The following is a 17461-nucleotide window of genomic DNA, read 5'->3' on the forward strand; positions in this document are numbered from 1 at the left end:
GATCCGCCCAGCGGTGCCGGTGGCTACGCTCGCGGCATGGGTGAGGACGGTGCGGCGGAGTGGAACTCGCCGGGTGAGGTGGCCGCGGCGCTGGACGGGGTGGGCTACCTGCCCGACGAGGGCATCGCGACCGCCGCGTTCCTCGCGCTGCGGATGGGGCGCCCGCTGCTGTGCGAGGGGGAGCCGGGGACCGGCAAGACCGCGCTGGCGCAGTCCCTCGCCGCCGCGATGGGCGTGGAGCTGATCCGCTTGCAGTGCCACGAGGGCATCGACGCCGCCCAGGCGCTCTACGACTGGGACTTCCCGCGCCAGCTGCTGCACCTGCGCACCCTGGAGGCGGCCGCGGACGGCGCGCTGGACGCCGAGGCCGCCGAGGCTTCGCTCTACACCGACCGGTTCCTGCTGGCCCGACCCCTGCTGCGGGCGCTGCGGGAGGCGCCGTGCGTGCTGCTGGTCGACGAGATCGACCGCGCCGACGACGAGTTCGAGGCCTTCCTGCTGGAGGTCCTGTCCGAGCACGCCGTGAGCATTCCCGAGCTCGGCGAGGTCCGGGCGCCCGCGCCGCCGGTGGTCGTGCTGACCTCCAACCGCACCCGCGAGCTGCACGACGCGCTCAAGCGCCGCTGCCTGTACCACTGGCTCGACCACCCCGGTCGGGAGCGCGAGGTGGCGATCCTGCGCCGCGGGCTGCCCGGTGTGGACGAGCGGCTCGCCGAGCAGGTGGCCACCACCGTGCGCCGGATGCGGGAACTGGAGCTGGTGAAGCCGCCGGGTGTGGCGGAGTCGCTGGACTGGGCGCGGGCGCTGCTGGAGCTGGGCGGCCAGCTCCAGCCAGGAACGGCGGCCGCCAGCCTGGGCGCGGTGCTGAAGTACCGGGAGGACCTGGACCGGGTGCGCGGCTCCGGGCTGCTCGACGAGCTCGGCGCCGCCCCGACGTGATCAACGGCTGGTGCGGCGCGCGGGCAGAATGAGGGCATGGACGCCGTCGCCGGCCTGGTCGACTTCGCCCGCGCGCTGCGGCATTCCGGGATGTCGTGCGGGCCGGACCGGGTGCGGGCCTTCCTCGCCGCCACCGGGCACACCGGCCTCGCTGAACGGTCGGCGGTGTACTGGGCGGGCCGGGTGACCCTCTGCTCGGGCCCCGAGGACCTGGACCGCTACGACGCCGCGTTCGCTGCTTGGTTCGGCGGGGATGCGCCTGCCGCGCTGGTGCTCCCGGCCGAGCCGCGCCGGGCGCGGATCGCGGCGCTGGACCCCGGGACCGAGAGTGCGGAGCACGAGCACGCTCCGCTGCGCGCGGCCGCGAGCGGCGCTGAGGTGCTGCGCCACCGGGACCTCGCCGAGCTCGGCGAGGCGGAGCGCCAGCACCTGCGCGAGCTGCTCTCGAGGCTGCGCCCCGAGCCGCCGACCCGGCCTGCCGCGCGCTGGCGGCGGTCCCGGCGCGGCCAGCTGGCCACGCGCCCGACGCTGCGCGCCGCGCTGCGCACCGGCGGCGAACCGCTGCGGCAGCTGCGGCACCGCAGGACTCGTCGACCGCGCCGGGTGGTGCTGCTGGTCGACGTCTCGGGCTCGATGAGCCGCTACGCCGACGCACTGCTGCGCTTCGCCCACGTGGTGACCCGCCGCGCGCCCGCGAGCACCGAGGTGTTCACGCTGGGGACCCGGCTCACGCGGGTGACCCGGCCGCTGCGGCTGCGCGATCCGGAGGAGGCGCTGCGCGCCGCGTCCCGGGCGGTGCCGGACTACTCCGGCGGTACCCGGCTCGGCGAGACGTTGCGGGCGTTCCTGGACCGGTGGGGTCAGCGCGGCACGGCGCGAGGCGCGGTGGTCGTGGTGTTCTCCGACGGCTGGGAGCGCGGCGACGCGAGCCTGCTCGGCGAGCAGTTGGCCAGGTTGCGGCGGTTCGCGCGGGCCGTGCTCTGGGCGAACCCGCACGTCGGCCGGGTCGGCTACCGGCCGGTGCAGGCCGGGATCGTCGCCGCGCTACCACACCTCGACTCGTTCGTCACGGGACACAGCCTGGACTCGTTGCGCCGAGTCTGGGCCGAGGTGGAGCGCTTCGGTGGGAATGCGACCGGGCGACCCGGTGCTGAGATGTCCATGAAGTGGGAAGCAGGCGCAACGGAGGTGGACCGTGCGTGACGTCCTCGACGAGGTGGCCGAGCGGTGGGAGGCCGGTGAGTCCGTGGGCCTCGGCACCGTGGTGGCGACCTTCCGGTCCGCACCGCGCCCGCCCGGCGCCGCGATGCTGGTGACGAGTGGCGGTGAAGCCGTCGGCAGCGTCTCCGGCGGTTGCGTCGAAGGCGCGGTGTACGAGCGGGCGACGGCGGCGCTGGACGGTGAGCCCGCGGCGCTGCAGCGCTACGGCGTGAGCGACGACGACGCCTTCGCCGTCGGGCTGACCTGCGGCGGCATCCTCGACGTCTTCGTGGAGCGGGTGGACCAGGAATCGTTCCCGGACTTCGACGCGCTGGTCAAGTCCGTGCGGAAGGAAGAGCCGGTGGCGGTGGCGACCGTGGTCGACCACCCCGATCCGGCGCGGGTCGGTGCTCACCTGCTGGTGTGGCCGGAGCGAACCCGGGGTGGCCTGGGCGAATCCCGGGTGGACGACGCCGTGGCCGACGACGCGCGCGGGATGCTCGCCGCCGGGCGCAGCGGGGTGCTGGAGTACGGCCCGCAGGGCCAGCGGCGCGGCGAGGGCATGAGGGTGTTCGTGAACGCCTTCGAGCCGCCGCCGAGGATGCTCGTGTTCGGCGCGATCGACTTCGCCGCCGCGATGGCCCGGATAGGTGGATTCCTCGGCTACCGGGTGACGGTGTGCGACGCGCGGCCGGTCTTCGCGACCCGCAGCCGGTTCCCCGGGGTGGACGACGTCGTCGTGGACTGGCCGCACCGGTACCTGGAGTCGGAGGCCGAGGCCGGGCGGCTGGACGCGCGGACCGCGGTGATGGTGCTGACGCACGACCCGAAGTTCGACGTGCCGGTGCTGGAGCTCGCGCTGCGCCAGCGGGTCGGCTACGTGGGCGCCATGGGGTCGCGGCGCACCCACGACGACCGGATTCGGCGGCTGCGCGAGAACGGGATGACCGAGGCGGAACTGGACCGGCTCTCCTCGCCGATCGGGTTGGACCTGGGGGCTCGCACCCCGGAGGAGACGGCGGTGTCCATCGCGGCCGAGCTCATCGCGCTGCGGTGGGGCGGCCGGGGAAACCGCCTCACCGAAACAGAGGGCCCCATCCACCGCTGAGGCCCGCCGCGGGCGGCGACCTCCCCACCCCGCGATTTCCCACGAAATCACCCCCCCGCCCCACCGCGATTTCTCGCGAAATCGGCCGCCCCGCGCGCTCGGTGGAGCGATTTCTCGAGAAGTTGCCGGTCCGGTGCCCTCGGGGAGGCGTGATCTCTCGAGAAATCGCGGGGCGCAGGGGCTCGTGGGTGGGGTGGCACCGCGGTGCGGGCCGGGTACGGCCGTCGGCTTCGGCGCCACCTCGGCCAGCATGACCGGCCGGATGACCGAGGACGGTGCCGATGAGCCCTACCCGCGTGGTCACGGCGCGGACCTCCAGGTCGGCACGTTCAGCGGACCGGCGAGGGCGTGCTCTTCCGCTCCGGCCCGCCCGCGCGGTGCGCCACCGGGGTCCGCACCGGGCGGGCGGTGGTGGCGGCCACCGGGGTGTAGGAAGGGTCGGTGCGCCGACGGGCGTACCGACCTCCCTGGTGCGTGGCCGCGTGCGCGGGGAGACTGGCGCGAAGCGGACGGTGTCGCTCGTCACGCGCCCGCCGGTGCCACGGTCGCCGATCTACCAGGAGGACTCGTCCCGTGCAGATGCAGCACCACTTCACCGTTCCGGTCCCGGTCGCCGTCGCGTGGCCGGCGCTCATCGATCCCGAGCGGGTCGCTCCGTGCATGCCAGGTGCCACGCTCGGCTCCGCCGAGGGCGCCGAGTTCACCGGTGCGGTGAAGGTGAAGCTGGGGCCGATCTCCCTGCTCTACAAGGGGACGGGTTCGTTCCAGGAGACCGATGAGGTGGCGCGGCGGATCGTGATCGACGCCGCGGGGAAGGACTCGCGGGGCAACGGCACGGCCTCGGCCACGGTCGTGGTCACGTTGCGCGCCGAGGGCTCCGGCACGGCGGCGCAGGTGGATACGGACCTGAAGGTGACGGGCAAGCCCGCGCAGCTCGGGCGCGGGTTGATGTCCGAAGTGGGCGGGAAGATCCTGAACCAGTTCGCGGAGAACCTGGCCCGGAGCCTCCGCGGCGAGGCGGCGTCCGAGGTCGCGAAGTCGGCCGGACCGGTGGAGTCCGCTCCGGAGCGGGAGTCCGGCCGGGCGGAGGAGCCTTCCGGTGGCGGTGAGCCCGATGCGAACGAGGAGCGCGCCCGTTCCGCCGCGCGGCACCCGTCCAACGTCGACCGCCCCTTCGACGAAACGGGGGCGGCCGCCGAGGACCTGGGCGCGCGCGTCGGCCGCTCTCCCGCCTGGCGGGTCACTTCCCCGGCCTCGGAGCGGACCGCGACGGTGGTTCCCGCCGAGGCGCCGGTCCCGCGACGGCCTCAGCCGGCTGCGACTCCGATGCCCGAGACCGAGGCCATCGACCTCCTCGGGACGGCCGGAGCTCCCGTCCTCAAGCGCGCGCTGCCCGCTCTCGCGGTGGTGGTGCTCGCCATCATGATCATCCGTCGGCTCCGCCGATGACTCCCTCGGTCGCGATCTCCTGACCAGCCGACCGCCGAGCCGACGGCGTTCCAGCGTTCCGCTCCGCCGCGAGCCCCGCGATTTCTCGCGAAATCGCGGGATGCCCCGCCGCGGGCCCGCGATTTCTCGCGAAGTTGCGGGGCGGGCGGTGCGAGGAACGCGATTTCGCGAGAAATCGCGACTGCGCGACGGGCCCCGGGGAGGTCGGTGGATCGGTGCCAGGCGGCCCGGTGAGCGGGTTCGGGGTGCGGCCGGTGGTGGTGCGCCCCTGGACGCGGCGCGGCGGGGCGTGCCCGCCGTTCGCGCGCCTCCGGCCGTGCGCCCCTGCGCAGCGACCGCCGGGAAACGCGCGTCGCGTCGGGCCGGCACCCTCCTGCGGTGGGTGAGATGCGGGCTGCCGGCCTCAGCGCCGGGGCCGGGTTCCGCCGCTGACCACTTCGGCGAGGGGTGTCCATCCGAGCGCGGTGTAGAGCTGCCGCCCCTGCCTGCTGGCGACGAGCAGCCCGGTGCGGGCGCCGCGGCGACGCGCCTCGCGCACGAGTTCGCCCATCACCGCTCCGCCAAGACCCCGCCTGCGGTGCGCCCGGTAGGTGGCGATGTTGTGCGCCACCGCGAACTCCTGGTGCACGACCGCCAGCCCGTGCGCGGCGGGCTCCCCGCGCTCGTCGGTGATCCGGACGTCGAGCAGCGGGCCGTCCCGCTCCAGCACCACCTGGTACGGGAGCTCGGCGGGCCGATCGGGGTGCTCGGCGAGGGAGATCGCCATGAAGTGCTCCTGCGCGGTGCAGAGCCGGACGCCCTCCTCGGACAGCGCGTCGGCGACCTGCCGGGGCGAGGTGGTCGGCACCGTCAGCCAGTCCGGGTCCGGGGAACCGGCGACCTGCGCGGCGAGCGCCCGGAGCGCCGCGGGGTCGCCGTCGGCGTCGAGCACGATGCTCTCCAGGTTCCGGCCCGGCTTGCCGGACAGCACGTGCAGCGCCCCGTCCGCTTCGTCCGCGGGCGCGAGTCCGCAGGCCACACCCCAGCCGTGCTGCCAGCGGCGGATCAGGTCGGGGAGCGGGGGCACCATCCCCCCAGCCAACCACCGCCTCCCCGCACCGCCCCGCCGAGGCCACCGGTGGCGACGCGATTTCCCGCGAAATCGCCCCACCACCCCCTGCGCGGAGGCGATTTCTCGCGAAATCGCGCCATCCGGGGGCCGGGGAGGGAGATTTCTCGCGAAATCGTGCGGGGGCGGGGCGAGGGCGGGCCGCGATTTCGTGAGAAATCGCGGTCGGGCGGTCGGGCGGTCGGACGGTGGGGCCGGGGGTCAGCGGGTGAGGAGGGTGTGGACCCGGACCAGGCGGTCGAGCCAGCGGCGCTGGTCCTCGGCGGAAGGGGTGGCGGCGGCGACGAGCGCCGGGTCCGGGTGCGGCGGCTGGAGCGGGACGGGGAGCCAGCCGCCCCGGGGGATCAGCGAGTCCTCCACGACGTCGCCGTCCAGCAGCGAGGTCGTGCCGAGCCCGCAGGCGAACGGCAGCTCCGGCAGCGCCCCGGCCAGCGCGAGCTGCGCGGCGAGGCCGACGCTGGTCTCCACCGCCGAGGAGACCACGCAGGGCAGCCCGCAGGCCTCCGCGACCCGCAGCGCCCGCCGCACCCCGCCGAGCGGGGTCGCCTTGAGCACCGCGACGTCGGCGGCCTCGGCCACCGCGACCCGCAGCGGGTCCTCGGCGCGGCGGATCGACTCGTCGGCGGCGATGCGCACCGACACCCTGCGGCGCACGGCGGCGAGCTCCTCGATGGACGGGCTGGGCTGCTCCACGTACTCCAGGCCGCCCGCCGCCCGGTCCAGCTCGCCGATCCGGGCCACGGCGGTGTCCACGTCCCAGGCGGCGTTCGCGTCGACCCGGATCGCTCCGGATCGCCCCAGCGCGTCGCGCACGGCTTCGACCCGTTCCAGGTCGGCGCGGGGGTCCTGGCCGGGCTCGGCGACCTTGACCTTCGCGGTGGTGCAGCCGGAGGCGGCGACGATCGCGCGCGCCCGTTCGGCGTCCACGGCGGGCACGGTGCAGTTCACCGGGACGCGGTCGCGCACGGGTTCGGGCCAGCTCCCGGCGCAGGCCTCCAGGGCCGCGGCCAGCCAGGGCACCGAGGCGTCGTCGTCGTAGTCCTCGAACGGGCAGAACTCCCCCCACCCGGCGGGCCCGCCCAGCAGCACTCCCTGCCTGCGGGTGATGCCGCGGAAGCGGGTGCGCATCGGCAGGCCGTAGACGCGCACCGCCTCCAGCTCGGCCAGGCTGATGGTCGACCCGTTCGCGGTCATTCGGCGTTCCTCCCGGCTCTCGTCCGCCACTCCTGGTCGCGACGCGCGGTGCGGCGGGGCCGCACCGCGCGCGGCGCGAAGCACCGGCCCTGCCCGGAGGCGGCCGGTGCGGTGGGTCCGCGCGCGTCAGGCGACGCTGGGGCGGCCGAGATCGAACACATCGACCTCGAACCGCGCCCACTGCTGGCGCAGCGCGGTGACTCCGTTGTCGAGGATGTAGTTCAGCTCGCCCAGGGTTACCGGCAGCAGGGTGTAGACCTGCAACTGCTCGACGCCCTCCGGGTCGGTGAAGCGGGTGAACTCCGGCGGGAACAGCGGGTGCCCGCTGGCCAGCACCCCGTAGAACTCGGTGCCCGGCAGCAGCGGGCTCTCGTTCGGCACGATCTGGTCCGGGACCAGGTGCGTGCCGCTCTGCACCAGCAGCTCGGAGGTCACGTCCACCAGGTGCCGGGCGGCCTCGGCCTGCTCCTTGTAGACCGTGCACGCCAGCTCCTGCGCCGGATCGGCCCCCAGCGGCTGAAACCGCAGTCCCGAGCTGATCACGGTGCTCAGGTGGTACTGCTCCAGGTGGAAGAACACCAGACCGTAGCCGCGGTTCTCACCGCGCACGTTGGGTGGTTCCGCGGCGGTCGGGGTGCCCGCGTGCCGCTCGAGGTTCTCCGCCAGCCCGATGAACCGGTGCGCACCACCCATCGCGGTGTTGTGCTTCTCGGTGGTCATCCGATCTCCAGTGCTGCGTGTGCTCTCGCAACGGTAACGGGTGCCGACATGGGTCCGGGCGGTTTCGCCGACTACCACGAAAATACGACCTCGCTCCGGAGGCGCGGCGGCGGGTACCGCAACCTATCGGTGGTCTCGCGGAACGAGATCAGGGGTCCCTCACTCACCGGGCGGCGCGGCGTCGGGCAGCGCCGGTCCGAGCAGGTCGTCGGCGTCGACGATGCGGTAGGCGTAGCCCTGCTCGGCCAGGAACCGCTGCCGGTGCGCGGCGTAGTCGGTGTCCAGGGTGTCGCGGGAGACCACCGAGTAGAAGTGCGCCTGCTTGCGCTCGGCCTTGGGCCGCAGCAACCGGCCGAGCCGCTGCGCTTCCTCCTGCCGGGAGCCGAAGGTGCCCGAGACCTGCACCGCGACCGAGGCCTCCGGCAGGTCGATGGAGAAGTTCGCGACCTTCGACACCACGAGCCGGGAGATCTCGCCGCGGCGGAACGCGTCGAACAGCTCCTCGCGTTCCTTGTTCTTCGTGGAGCCCTCGACGATCGGGGCGTCCAGCGCCTCGCCGAGCTCGTGCAGCTGCTCCAGGTAGGCGCCGATGACCAGCGCGGGTTCCCCCGGGTGCTGGTCGAGGACCGCGCGGACCACGGGGATCTTGGTGCGGGCGGTCGAGCAGAGCTTGTAGCGCTCCTCGGCCTCCGCGGTCGCGTACTGGATCCGCTCGTTCTCGGTGAGCGTCACCCGCACCTCGACGCAGTCGGCGGGCGCGATCCAGCCCTGCGATTCGATGTCCTTCCACGGCGCGTCGTAGCGCTTCGGCCCGATCAGCGAGAACACGTCGCCCTCCCGGCCGTCCTCGCGCACCAGCGTGGCGGTGAGCCCGAGTCGGCGGCGGGACTGCAGGTCGGCGGTCATCCGGAACACCGGCGCGGGCAGCAGGTGCACCTCGTCGTAGACGACCAGCCCCCAGTCCCGGGAGTCGAACAGCTCGAGGTGCTTGTACTCACCCTTCGACTTGCGGGTGATCACCTGGTAAGTGGCGATGGTGACGGGGCGGATCTCCTTCTTCTCCCCGGAGTACTCGCCGATCTCCTCCTCGGTCAGCGAGGTGCGCTCGATCAGCTCCCGCTTCCACTGCCTGCCCGCGACCGTGTTGGTGACGAGGATCAGCGTGGTGGCCCCCGCCTCGGCCATCGCGGCGGCGCCGACGAGGGTCTTGCCCGCGCCGCAGGGCAGCACCACGACGCCGGAGCCGCCCGCCCAGAACGACTGCACGGCTTGGCGCTGGTAGTCGCGCAGCGCCCAGCCGTCCTGCGCCAGCTCGATGGGGTGCGCCTCGCCGTCCACGTAGCCCGCGAGGTCCTCGGCGGGCCAGCCGATCTTGAGCAGCAGCTGCTTGAGCCTGCCGCGCTCGCTGGGGTGCACCGCGACGGTGTCGTCGTCGATGCGGGCGCCGAGCATCGGCTGCACCTTCTTGTTGCGCAGCACCTCCTCCAGCACCGCGCGGTCCAGGGAGATCAGCACCAGCCCGTGCGCCGGGTCCTGCGCGAGCTGGAGCCGCCCGAATCGGCCCATCGTCTCGACGATGTCCACCAGCAGCGCCTGCGGGACGGGGTACCGGGAGAACCGGACCAGCCCGTCGACGACCTGCTCTGCGTCGTGTCCCGCGGCGCGCGCGTTCCACAGCGCCAGGGGGGTGATCCGGTAGGTGTGCACGTGCTCGGGGGCGCGCTCCAGCTCGGCGAACGGGGCGATCCCGGAGCGGGCGTCGTCCGCCTGCGCGTGGTCGACCTCGAGCAGCAGGGTCTTGTCGGACTGGACGATGAGCGGTCCGTCGGTCACGGGGGCGGCTCCTCGGGTGGCTTGGGACACCGGGTGGCGGGGTCCTCGGACGGCGGGCCTCGCGCGGGCGTCGAGGCCTTTGCGCAGGTGATCGGGGTCGGGGGGACAACGGCGGGACCGGCCACCAGTATTCCACCGCCCACCCGGGCGTCGGGCCGAGCGGGCGGGCGGGCGCCTTTTCCGGGTTTCGCGCTCGCCCGGCACGGGCGTCGGCTAGGTTTCCCGCTCGGTCCTAGATCATTTGAGGAGAAGTCGTGAGCGGTCCCCTCCCCCCGGGATGTCCCCAGCAGCCGGTCTCCCCGCGACCGGTCGTGCCGCCGGGTCACCCGCAGGCCCCGCACGTGCACCCGTGGTTCACCCAGCAGGATTCCTCCTGGGAGGGGAACGCGCGGTACGCGCTCCCGGATGCCGGGACGCGGACGCCGTCCCTGCCGGGCCCGGCGCCGAAGCGGAGCGGGCGGATGCTCGCGGGTGTTTTCGGCTGCGGTGGCCTGCTGCTGCTCGGCATCGGGATCACCGCGGGCACCGCGCTGCTCCCGGCGGGCGTCGGCGCCGCGGAGGCGGGGCAGTGCGTGGCCGTCACCGACGACTCCCCGGAGAACTTCACGTTCGAGACGACCACCTGCGGGACCGCGGACTCCGACCACGAGGTGATCGAGGTGAAGCGGGACTTCGAGCCCTGCGACAGCGAGTCCTCCGAGATCACCAAGGGCAGCACCACGCTGTGCCTGATGCCCGACGTGGTCGCGGGCGACTGCCAGAAGGTCCCCGGCGGCGGGCTGAGTCCGCTGGGCATCGACACCAAGGTGCCCTGCGGCAGCCGGCAGGCGAACGTCGAGGTGCTCGCCGCGATCGACACCGAGGTGGGCGAGCCCGGCTGTCCCGAGGGAACGGAGAACTACGCGGTCCACCACGACCCGCCGAAGACGTTCTGCTTCCGCTCGAAGTGATCGGTGGACCGGAGCATCCCGGTGTGCTGGGGTGATGGCGGACGGGAACGTCGAGCGGGAGGTCGCCGATGGACGCGGGGACGGTCCGGGAGGTCACGCGGGCGCTGCTGCGGGAACTGGGCCTGACCACGGTGTTCGGCAACCCCGGCACCACCGAGGTCCCCTTCCTCACCGGCTGGCCGGACGACTTCCGCTACGTCCTGGGCCTGCAGGAGTCGGTGGTGGTGGCGATGGCCGACGGCTACGCGCAGGCGCGCCGCGAGCCGGTGCTGGTGAACCTGCACTCGGCGGGCGGGCTCGGGCACGCGCTGGGCTCGGTGTTCACCGCGCACCGCAACCGCACCCCGATGATCATCACGGCCGGGCAGCAGGTGCGGGCGCTGCTGCCGGACGAGCCGTTCCTGAGCGCCACCGACGCGGCCGCCTTCCCACGCCCGCACGTCAAGTCCTCGCTGGAGCCCGCGACGGCCGGCGACGTGCCCGCCGCGCTGGCTCGCGCGCACCGGATCGCGACGACCGCGCCGCAGGGCCCGGTGTTCGTCTCGGTGCCCGCCGACGACTGGGACCGGCCCGCCGAGCCCGTGCCCGCGCGCCCGGCGACCTCGGCGGCGGCGCCGGACCCAGCGGCGCTGTCCGAGCTGGTGACCGCGCTGGACGGTGCCGCGCGGCCCGCGTTCGTCGTCGGGCCCGCCGTCGATCACGACGGCGCGGTCCCCGGGCTGGTGGAACTCGCCGAGCGCACCCGGGCGGCGGTGTGGGTGAGCCCGCTGTCGGCTCGCTGCTCCTTCCCCGAGGACCACCCGTGCTTCGCCGGTTTCCTGCACCCCGAGCGGAAGCTGCTCGCCGCGGAGCTCGCCGCGCACGACCTGGTCGTGGTCTGGGGCGCGCCCGCGTTCACCTACCACGTCGACCGGGGCGAGGCCGAGCACGAGCTGCCCGAGCTGTTCCTGGTGCACGACGACCCGGAGGCGTTGGCCCGCGCCCGCCGCGGCCGGGGGGTGCTGGGCGGGGTGGGGGCCGCGGTCCGCCGCGTCGCCGAGCTCGCCCGGCCCGGCGCGGACCGCCCCGCGCCCGTCGCGCGCCCCGGACCGCCGCGCCCGGAGCCGGGCCCGCCGCTCACCGCGGCCCGCGCGCTGGCCGAGCTGCGCGCGGGCTGGGACCGGGACCGGGTCGTGGTGGAGGAGGCCCCGAGCCACCGCAACGACCTGCACGAGCACTTCCCGATCACCTCCCGCGACGGCGGCTTCCTCACCACGGCGTCGGGAACGCTGGGCTACGGCATCGGCGCGGCGGTGGGTGCGGCGATCGCGCGGCCGGAGCGGCCGGTGCTGGCGCTGCTCGGCGACGGCGCCAGCATGTACGGCTTCCAGGCGGTGTGGACGGCGGTGCGGGAGGAGGCGCCGGTGACCTTCGCGGTGCTGGACAACGCCCGATACGCGGCGGTGGCGGTGCTCGGCGATCGGGGCGGGGGCCGCGAGCTGCCCGGGGTGGAGCTCGGCGGCATCGACTTCGCCGCCCTCGCCCGCGCCCTCGGCTGCCCGGCGAGCACGATCCGAACCGCCGGGCAGCTCGCCACCGCGCTCGCCGAGCCCACCACCGGGCCCCGCCTGCTGCACGTGCACGTGGATCCCCGGCCGCGCGCCCTCTACTGATCGCCCGGCGTCGAACCGGCCCGCGCTGGGCGCCGGGACCTCAGCGAGCGGTGAAGAACCCGCCTTCGGCCGTGGCCAGGGCGGCGAAGCGCTCCCCGATGCGCTGGTGCGCGGCGGCGTCCGGGTGCAGCGCGTCGGGCAGCGGCAGCTCGGCGTGGTCCTCGGGCCCGTAGAGCTCTTCGCCGTCCAGGTAGCGCAGGTTCGGGTCGGTCTGGGCCCGCTCCCGCACCACGCGGGCGAGCTCCTCCCGGATCACCCGCAGCGTGAGCCGCCCCTGCGCCACCTCGGCCGGGTCCCCGGTGGCCCGGAACGACAGCCGTCCCGAGCTGAAGTCGGGGGCGCCCGGGCCCGGGGTGTCCTCGTGGATCGGGCAGTGGATCGGCGAGATGACCAGCAGCGGCGTCTCCGGATGTCCTTCGCGGACGGTGTCCAGGAAGCCGTGCACCGCCGGGACGAACGTGCGCACCCGCATCGAGTCCGAGTTCACCAGGTTGATCCCGATCTTGACGCTGATCAGGTCGGCCGGGGTGTCGCGCATCGCGCGGGCGGTGAACGGGTCGAGCAGCGCGCTGCCGCCGAAGCCCAGGTTGACCAGCTCCACCCCGCCGCCGAGCGCGGCGACCGCGGGCCAGATCCCGGTGGGCGCGGTGGCGTTGGAGCCGTGGCTGATGGAGCTGCCGTGGTGCAGCCACACCGGCCGCCCCCGGTCCGGGAGGGGTTCGACGGGCGCGTCGGCGCGCAGCGCGACGAGCTCGGTGACCTCGTTGTGCGGCAACCAGATCTCGACGTCCTTGAGTCGATCCGGCAGGCCGGTGAAGCGCGCGGTCCCCGGGTCGCCGGGCAGCAGTTCCGAGCCGCCGGTGGTCGCGTCGAGCACCAGCCGGTTGCCGCCGGGCACGGTGGTCCGCGCTGCGAGCTCGCCGTCGACGAGGAGGTCGTAACCGCCGTCCGGCAGCGGCGGGATGCCCGCGAAACCGCGCTTGGTGGGCAGCGCGTCGAGCTCGACGGTGGTGGCGCGGGTGCGCAGCGCCAGCCGCACGCCCGAGGACTGCGGCTCCACCATGGACAGCTGGAGATCGCTGAACTGGGCGCGGGCCCAGGCGGGCAGCCTTCGGGTCAGCAGCCCGTGCTCGGTGCGCTCCAGTTCCAGGGCGCCGCGGACCAGCTCGGCGGTGATCGGGATGGTGGTCAGCTCGGTGTTCATCGTCAGTGCCGTTCGTCGGTGTCGGGTCGGCCGGGGCCGGATGATCGGGGCAGCCCGCGCAGCAGGGCGTCCAGGGAGTCCAGCGCGAATTCCCAGCTCTGCTGCGAGTCCGGGGCGCTGTGGCTGAAGCCGCCGCTGAGTTCCAGGCTCACGTAGCCGTGGAAGACGCTGCCCATCAGCCGGACCGCGTGGGTCTGCTCCGGTTCGGCCAGGTCGTAGCCGCGCAGGATCGCTCGCATCAGTTGCGCGTGCCTGCCGCCCGCGCTGGCCGCGGCGGCCTCCGGGGAGAGCTCGACGCGGGTGGCGGCGTAGCGGCCTGGGTGTTCGCGGGCGTAGTCGCGGAAGACGTCGCCGAAGGCGATCAGGGCGTCCTTGCCCGAGCGCCCCGCCAGGGCCTCGGCGGCCCGGTCGGCGAGCTCGGCCAGGGCGAGCAGCGCGATATCGGTCTTCAGCTGGTGGGAGCTCTTCAGGTGCGAGTACAGGCTGGCGACCTTCACGTCGAACCGCCGGGCCAGCGCCGAGACCGTGACCTGGTCGAACCCGGCCTCGTCGGCCAGCTCCGCACCGGCCAGGACGAGCCGTTCCGCGGTCAGCCCCGCACGCGCCACCATCGCCTCCTCATCGTTCAAGCCCATTGCCTAAAGTCTATAGGCAAAATGAGGATAGCACTACTGAGGTGGCGAGCATCGGTTCGGAAGCGCGGCGTCCGGCCGCCGCCGCGCGCGGCGCTCAGGCGCGGGAACGAGAACAGGAGCGTCCGGGTGCCCCGGCGATGCGCGCCACCGGCCGCACCGGCGGCGCGGAGGGGAGGCGAAGACGTCGGCCCGAGATCGGCGGGCGCGCGGGACGCCGCGGCGGAGCGGGTCGTGCGCACGGCCCGAGGCCGGGGGTGATGCGCGGCTCGGCCGGGTCGCGTTCAGCGGCGGGGCGGCGGGCGACCGCTGAGGCCGGCGGATCGCGGTGGGGGCGGGGTCGTGCACCGGTCGCGCGAGCGATCGGCGGGCGCGGCCGGGCCCCGCGTCGAAGCGGAGGCCGGGCCGGAGCGGAGTTCGCCGGCGACCCGCCCCCGGTCGCCGGCGAACCCGCTGGATCTGGCTGGTGCCGCGCTCTCAGGCGCCGCCGGTCGAATCCTGCTCCAGAGGCGGCGGTTCGACGAGCATCGTGGAGACGTCGATCGGCTCGCTGATCTGGTTGAACCGCAGCATCAGGTCGGCGACCCGCTGCAACCGGGCGGCGTCCATCGAGGTCGGGATCTTGCCCAGCTCCACGATCGGCGCCAGCTCCGGGCTGATCTTCGCGAAGTTCGGCAGCAGCGGCGTGACCTCGGCCCGGTTCTGCCCGGTCACCTGCGCCTTCTGCACCGCGCGCTGGAAGGCGCGCAGCGTCTTCGGGTTGTCCTCGGCGAACTTCGCGGTCGTCATCGCGCCCGCCACCGGGAAGTCCGCGGTCCCGCCGGAGAAGGCGTCCATGATGGACACCGCGCCCGCCTTCTTGGCGGCCTGGGTGATGAACGGCTCGGTCATCACCGCGGCGTCGATCTGCCCGTTCTGCAGCGCGGGCAGCATGTCCGGGAAGCCGAAGCGCACGAACTGGTCGTCGTTGACGTTGATGCCCCGGTCCTGCAGGGCCGCCTTGGTCCCGATGTCGGTGATCGCGCCCGGTGCGCTGTAGGCGATCTTGGCGTCGGCCAGGTCCTCCGGCTTCTTGATCCTGGAGCCGGGCAGCACCATGATGTTCATGGTGTTCGGAACCGAGATCATCATCTCGCTGATGATCTTGAGGTCCGCCGCGCCCGTCGCCTGCGCCTTGATCGGCGCGGTGTAGCTGCCGAGGCTCATGTCGTTCTGCCCGGAGATCAGCGCCGTCAGCGCCGCCGGGCCGTCGGAGACCGGCTGCACCTTGACGGTCAGCCCCTCCTCGGCGAAGTAGCCCTTCGCCTGGGCCACGGCCACCGGCGCCTGGGACAGCGCGGGCAGCGAGCCCACGACGATCGTGTCCTTCTCCAGCCCGCCGCTGGAGCCCTCGCTCGCCCCGTCCGAACCGCTGAGCAGACCGCAGCCGCTCAGGGCGAACGTCGTGATGCCGATCGTGGCAAGGGAGAGCAGCGCGCGGGTGGCGCGCCGCCGGGTTCCGCGCGGGGCGGTTCCGGTCGGTCTGCTCGGCATACGGGGGTGCCTCCTCGGGGGCGAGCGGGGTGGAACGGTGGCGAACGAAGCTAGCCGAGCGGGGTGGCGCCGGAAGCCCACGTCTGGCCTGCTTAACAGGCTGCAATAGGATTGGAATCGCAGTTGCCCGAGCGTGTCAAGGTGATCTAGTCCCCGGTGACCAAACGTAATTGCATTGGGTCCCGGCGTAGTCCTGTGCGCGTTCGGTGGCACTTTTTCTCCCATTGAGGGAAATGTGGGAAAGCGACCCCGGCTGAGGAGAATGCTGATGAACGCTCCGGATGCGCCCACCGTGCGCGATATCACTCGCGGCCTCATGCGCGATCTCGGTCTCACGACCGTCTTCGGCAACCCGGGCACCACGGAGGTCCCGTTCCTGGATCAGTGGCCGGACGACTTCCGGTACGTGCTCGGCCTCCAGGAGTCCGTGGTGACCTCGATGGCCGACGGCTACGCGCAGCAGACCGGCAACGCCGTGCTGGTCAACCTGCACTCCGCGGGCGGGCTCGGGCACGCGCTCGGCGCCGTGTTCGGCGCCTACCGCAACCGGACCCCGATGATCGTGCTCGCCGGTCAGCAGGTCCGCAGGCTGCTGCCGGACGACCCGTTCCTGGGCTCCACCGAGGCCGCCCAGTTCCCCAAGCCCTACGTGAAGTGGTCGCTGGAGCCCGCCCGCGCGGCCGACGTGCCGCTGGCGCTGATCAGGGCGTACCAGATGGCCATGCAGACCCCGCGCGGTCCGGTGTTCCTGTCCGTGCCCGCCGACGACTGGGACGAGCCCGGCGAGCCGGTGAGCGCCCCGGCCTCGATCGCCCCGCCCGCCGCCGATCCGGCGGTGGTAGACGAGCTGGCCGCGGCGCTGCGCGACTGCGAGCGCCCCGCCCTCGTGGCCGGGCCCGCCGTGGTCGAGGCGGGCGCGGTGGCCGAGCTGGTGGAGCTGGCCGAGCGCACCGGCGCGGCGGTGTGGATCCCGCCGATGGTCTCGCGCTCCTCGTTCCCGGAGACCCACCCGCAGTTCGCCGGGTTCCTGCAGCCCTCCGAGCCGGCGGTCGCCGCCGCGCTGGCCGAGCACGACCTGGTCGTGGTGCTCGGCGCGCCCGCGTTCACCTACCACGTCCACCGGGGCGGAGCGGAGGAGCACCCGCGCCCGCGCGGCTTCCTGATCAGCGACGATCCGGACGTCCTGGCCCGCTCCCGGCACCTGCGCGGGGTGCACGCGGGGCTGGCCACCGCGCTGCACCAGCTGCTGCCGCTGGTGGAGCGCTCCGGCCGGGCGGCGGCCGCGGGATGGGTGCGGCCGGGCCTCCCCGAGCTGACCTCCCCACCCGCCGCGGAGCACGTGATCAGCCTGGTGCACGACCTGCTCCCCGCGGACGCCGTGGTGGTCACCGAGGCGCCCACGCACAAGCAGGCCATCCAGCGCCACCTGCCGTTCCGCTCTCCGGACCAGGACTTCCACGCCGGGGCGAGCGGTTCGCTGGGCTACGGCATCTCCGCGCTGGTCGGTACCGCGCTCGCGGCCCCGTCCCGGCCGGTGCTGGGGATCATCGGCGACGGCGCCAGCATGTACGGCATCCAGGCGCTGTGGACCGCGGCCCAGGAGCACGCCTCGCTGACGATGCTGGTGCTGGACAACGAGGAGTACGCGGCCGTGCGGGTCCTGGGCGAGGTCGGCTCCGACGGCAAGATGCCCGGCACCGCGCTCGGCGGCATCGACTTCGTCGCGGTCGCCCGGGGGCTGGGTTGCGCGGCGCACCGGGTGGAGGACCTGGCGGAGCTGGAGCAGCGGCTGCGGGAGTCGCTGGCGGAGCCCGGGCCGACCGTGCTGCACGTCCCGGTGGCGGCCAGCTCCCGGAAGCTCTACTGATCGTTCGGCGAATTCCAGGGATATCCCTTACGAGGATTGTTCGTCCGCCGGGAAGCATCGGGAAAAGCGGGG

At 74.0% G+C, this 17461-nt stretch carries 14 protein-coding genes; 7 read left to right on the forward strand and 7 right to left on the reverse strand.

From position 1 onward, the window contains the following. Positions 1–36 precede the first annotated feature (36 nt). The 4 genes from ACL03H_RS05030 to ACL03H_RS05045 all read left to right on the forward strand — a co-directional run bounded on the left by ACL03H_RS05030 (position 37) and on the right by ACL03H_RS05045 (position 4696). On the forward strand, positions 37–939 hold the full coding sequence (locus ACL03H_RS05030) for an AAA family ATPase (protein WP_412809893.1): 903 nt from the start codon (positions 37–39) through the stop codon (positions 937–939). 36 nt (positions 940–975) lie between these two features. Next, positions 976–2142: a vWA domain-containing protein gene (locus ACL03H_RS05035; RefSeq protein WP_412809894.1), complete on the forward strand. Its 1167-nt coding sequence runs from the start codon at positions 976–978 to the stop codon at positions 2140–2142. Next, positions 2135–3247, forward strand: coding sequence for an XdhC family protein (locus tag ACL03H_RS05040; protein ID WP_412809895.1), 1113 nt, complete (start codon positions 2135–2137; stop codon positions 3245–3247). Before ACL03H_RS05035 ends, ACL03H_RS05040 begins: the two co-directional genes overlap by 8 nt. A gap of 579 nt (positions 3248–3826) precedes the next feature. Continuing rightward, a complete protein-coding gene (locus tag ACL03H_RS05045) occupies positions 3827–4696 on the forward strand; it encodes an SRPBCC family protein (RefSeq protein WP_412810013.1) in 870 nt (289 codons plus the stop codon). 403 nt (positions 4697–5099) lie between these two features. On the opposite strand, the gene ACL03H_RS05050 is transcribed toward ACL03H_RS05045, so the two are convergent. The 4 genes from ACL03H_RS05050 to ACL03H_RS05065 all read right to left on the reverse strand — a co-directional run bounded on the left by ACL03H_RS05050 (position 5100) and on the right by ACL03H_RS05065 (position 9551). Continuing rightward, positions 5100–5777 (reverse strand): GNAT family N-acetyltransferase, encoded by a 678-nt coding sequence (locus ACL03H_RS05050; protein WP_412809896.1) that lies wholly within the window; start codon positions 5775–5777, stop codon positions 5100–5102. A 228-nt stretch (positions 5778–6005) separates the two neighbouring features. Continuing rightward, positions 6006–6998, reverse strand: coding sequence for an o-succinylbenzoate synthase (locus ACL03H_RS05055; RefSeq protein ID WP_412809897.1), 993 nt, complete (start codon positions 6996–6998; stop codon positions 6006–6008). Positions 6999–7124: 126 nt separating this feature from the next. Next, positions 7125–7718 (reverse strand): suppressor of fused domain protein, encoded by a 594-nt coding sequence (locus ACL03H_RS05060; RefSeq protein ID WP_412809898.1) that lies wholly within the window; start codon positions 7716–7718, stop codon positions 7125–7127. Positions 7719–7877: 159 nt separating this feature from the next. Then, the gene (locus ACL03H_RS05065; RefSeq protein WP_412809899.1) at positions 7878–9551 is read right to left on the reverse strand and encodes a DNA repair helicase XPB; all 1674 of its coding nucleotides are present in this window, start codon (positions 9549–9551) and stop codon (positions 7878–7880) included. A 254-nt stretch (positions 9552–9805) separates the two neighbouring features. Here ACL03H_RS05065 and ACL03H_RS05070 point away from each other — a divergent pair, with 254 nt between their 5' ends. Together ACL03H_RS05070 and mdlC (ACL03H_RS05075) are read left to right on the forward strand one after the other, a co-directional pair. Then, positions 9806–10501, forward strand: a complete 696-nt coding sequence (locus ACL03H_RS05070; RefSeq protein ID WP_412809900.1) for a hypothetical protein — start codon at positions 9806–9808, stop codon at positions 10499–10501. Positions 10502–10569: 68 nt separating this feature from the next. Continuing rightward, entirely contained in the window at positions 10570–12153 is a 1584-nt protein-coding gene (gene mdlC, locus ACL03H_RS05075) for a benzoylformate decarboxylase (RefSeq protein ID WP_412809901.1), read from the forward strand. A 40-nt stretch (positions 12154–12193) separates the two neighbouring features. Here mdlC (ACL03H_RS05075) and ACL03H_RS05080 read toward each other — a convergent pair whose 3' ends face one another. From ACL03H_RS05080 to ACL03H_RS05090, 3 genes are all read right to left on the reverse strand, one after another. Then, the gene (locus tag ACL03H_RS05080) at positions 12194–13357 is read right to left on the reverse strand and encodes a GDSL-type esterase/lipase family protein (protein WP_412809902.1); all 1164 of its coding nucleotides are present in this window, start codon (positions 13355–13357) and stop codon (positions 12194–12196) included. Positions 13358–13359: 2 nt separating this feature from the next. Then, positions 13360–13992 carry a TetR/AcrR family transcriptional regulator gene (locus ACL03H_RS05085; RefSeq protein WP_412809903.1) on the reverse strand — a complete coding sequence of 211 codons (633 nt, stop codon included), beginning with the start codon at positions 13990–13992 and terminating at the stop codon, positions 13360–13362. Positions 13993–14466: 474 nt separating this feature from the next. Further along, positions 14467–15522, reverse strand: coding sequence for an ABC transporter substrate-binding protein (locus ACL03H_RS05090; protein WP_412809904.1), 1056 nt, complete (start codon positions 15520–15522; stop codon positions 14467–14469). A gap of 268 nt (positions 15523–15790) precedes the next feature. Between ACL03H_RS05090 and mdlC (ACL03H_RS05095) the strand changes: the two genes are divergently transcribed. Continuing rightward, complete coding sequence (gene mdlC, locus ACL03H_RS05095) at positions 15791–17389, forward strand: benzoylformate decarboxylase (protein ID WP_412809905.1); 1599 nt, start codon at positions 15791–15793, stop codon at positions 17387–17389. Positions 17390–17461: the final 72 nt, after the last annotated feature.

The sequence above is a fragment of the Saccharopolyspora antibiotica genome, assembly GCF_047200635.1.
Taxonomy (GTDB): Bacteria; Actinomycetota; Actinomycetes; order Mycobacteriales; family Pseudonocardiaceae; genus Saccharopolyspora_C.

Coding starts and splice junctions, on each gene's coding strand:
- ACL03H_RS05045 (WP_412810013.1), top strand. CDS start 3,827: ATGCAGCACCACTTCACCGTTCCGGTCCCGGTCGCCGTCGCGTGGCCG.
- ACL03H_RS05085 (WP_412809903.1), bottom strand. CDS start 13,992: ATGGGCTTGAACGATGAGGAGGCGATGGTGGCGCGTGCGGGGCTGACC.
- ACL03H_RS05080 (WP_412809902.1), bottom strand. CDS start 13,357: ATGAACACCGAGCTGACCACCATCCCGATCACCGCCGAGCTGGTCCGC.
- ACL03H_RS05055 (WP_412809897.1), bottom strand. CDS start 6,998: ATGACCGCGAACGGGTCGACCATCAGCCTGGCCGAGCTGGAGGCGGTG.
- mdlC (WP_412809905.1), top strand. CDS start 15,791: ATGAACGCTCCGGATGCGCCCACCGTGCGCGATATCACTCGCGGCCTC.
- ACL03H_RS05090 (WP_412809904.1), bottom strand. CDS start 15,522: ATGCCGAGCAGACCGACCGGAACCGCCCCGCGCGGAACCCGGCGGCGC.
- mdlC (WP_412809901.1), top strand. CDS start 10,570: ATGGACGCGGGGACGGTCCGGGAGGTCACGCGGGCGCTGCTGCGGGAA.
- ACL03H_RS05030 (WP_412809893.1), top strand. CDS start 37: ATGGGTGAGGACGGTGCGGCGGAGTGGAACTCGCCGGGTGAGGTGGCC.
- ACL03H_RS05035 (WP_412809894.1), top strand. CDS start 976: ATGGACGCCGTCGCCGGCCTGGTCGACTTCGCCCGCGCGCTGCGGCAT.
- ACL03H_RS05060 (WP_412809898.1), bottom strand. CDS start 7,718: ATGACCACCGAGAAGCACAACACCGCGATGGGTGGTGCGCACCGGTTC.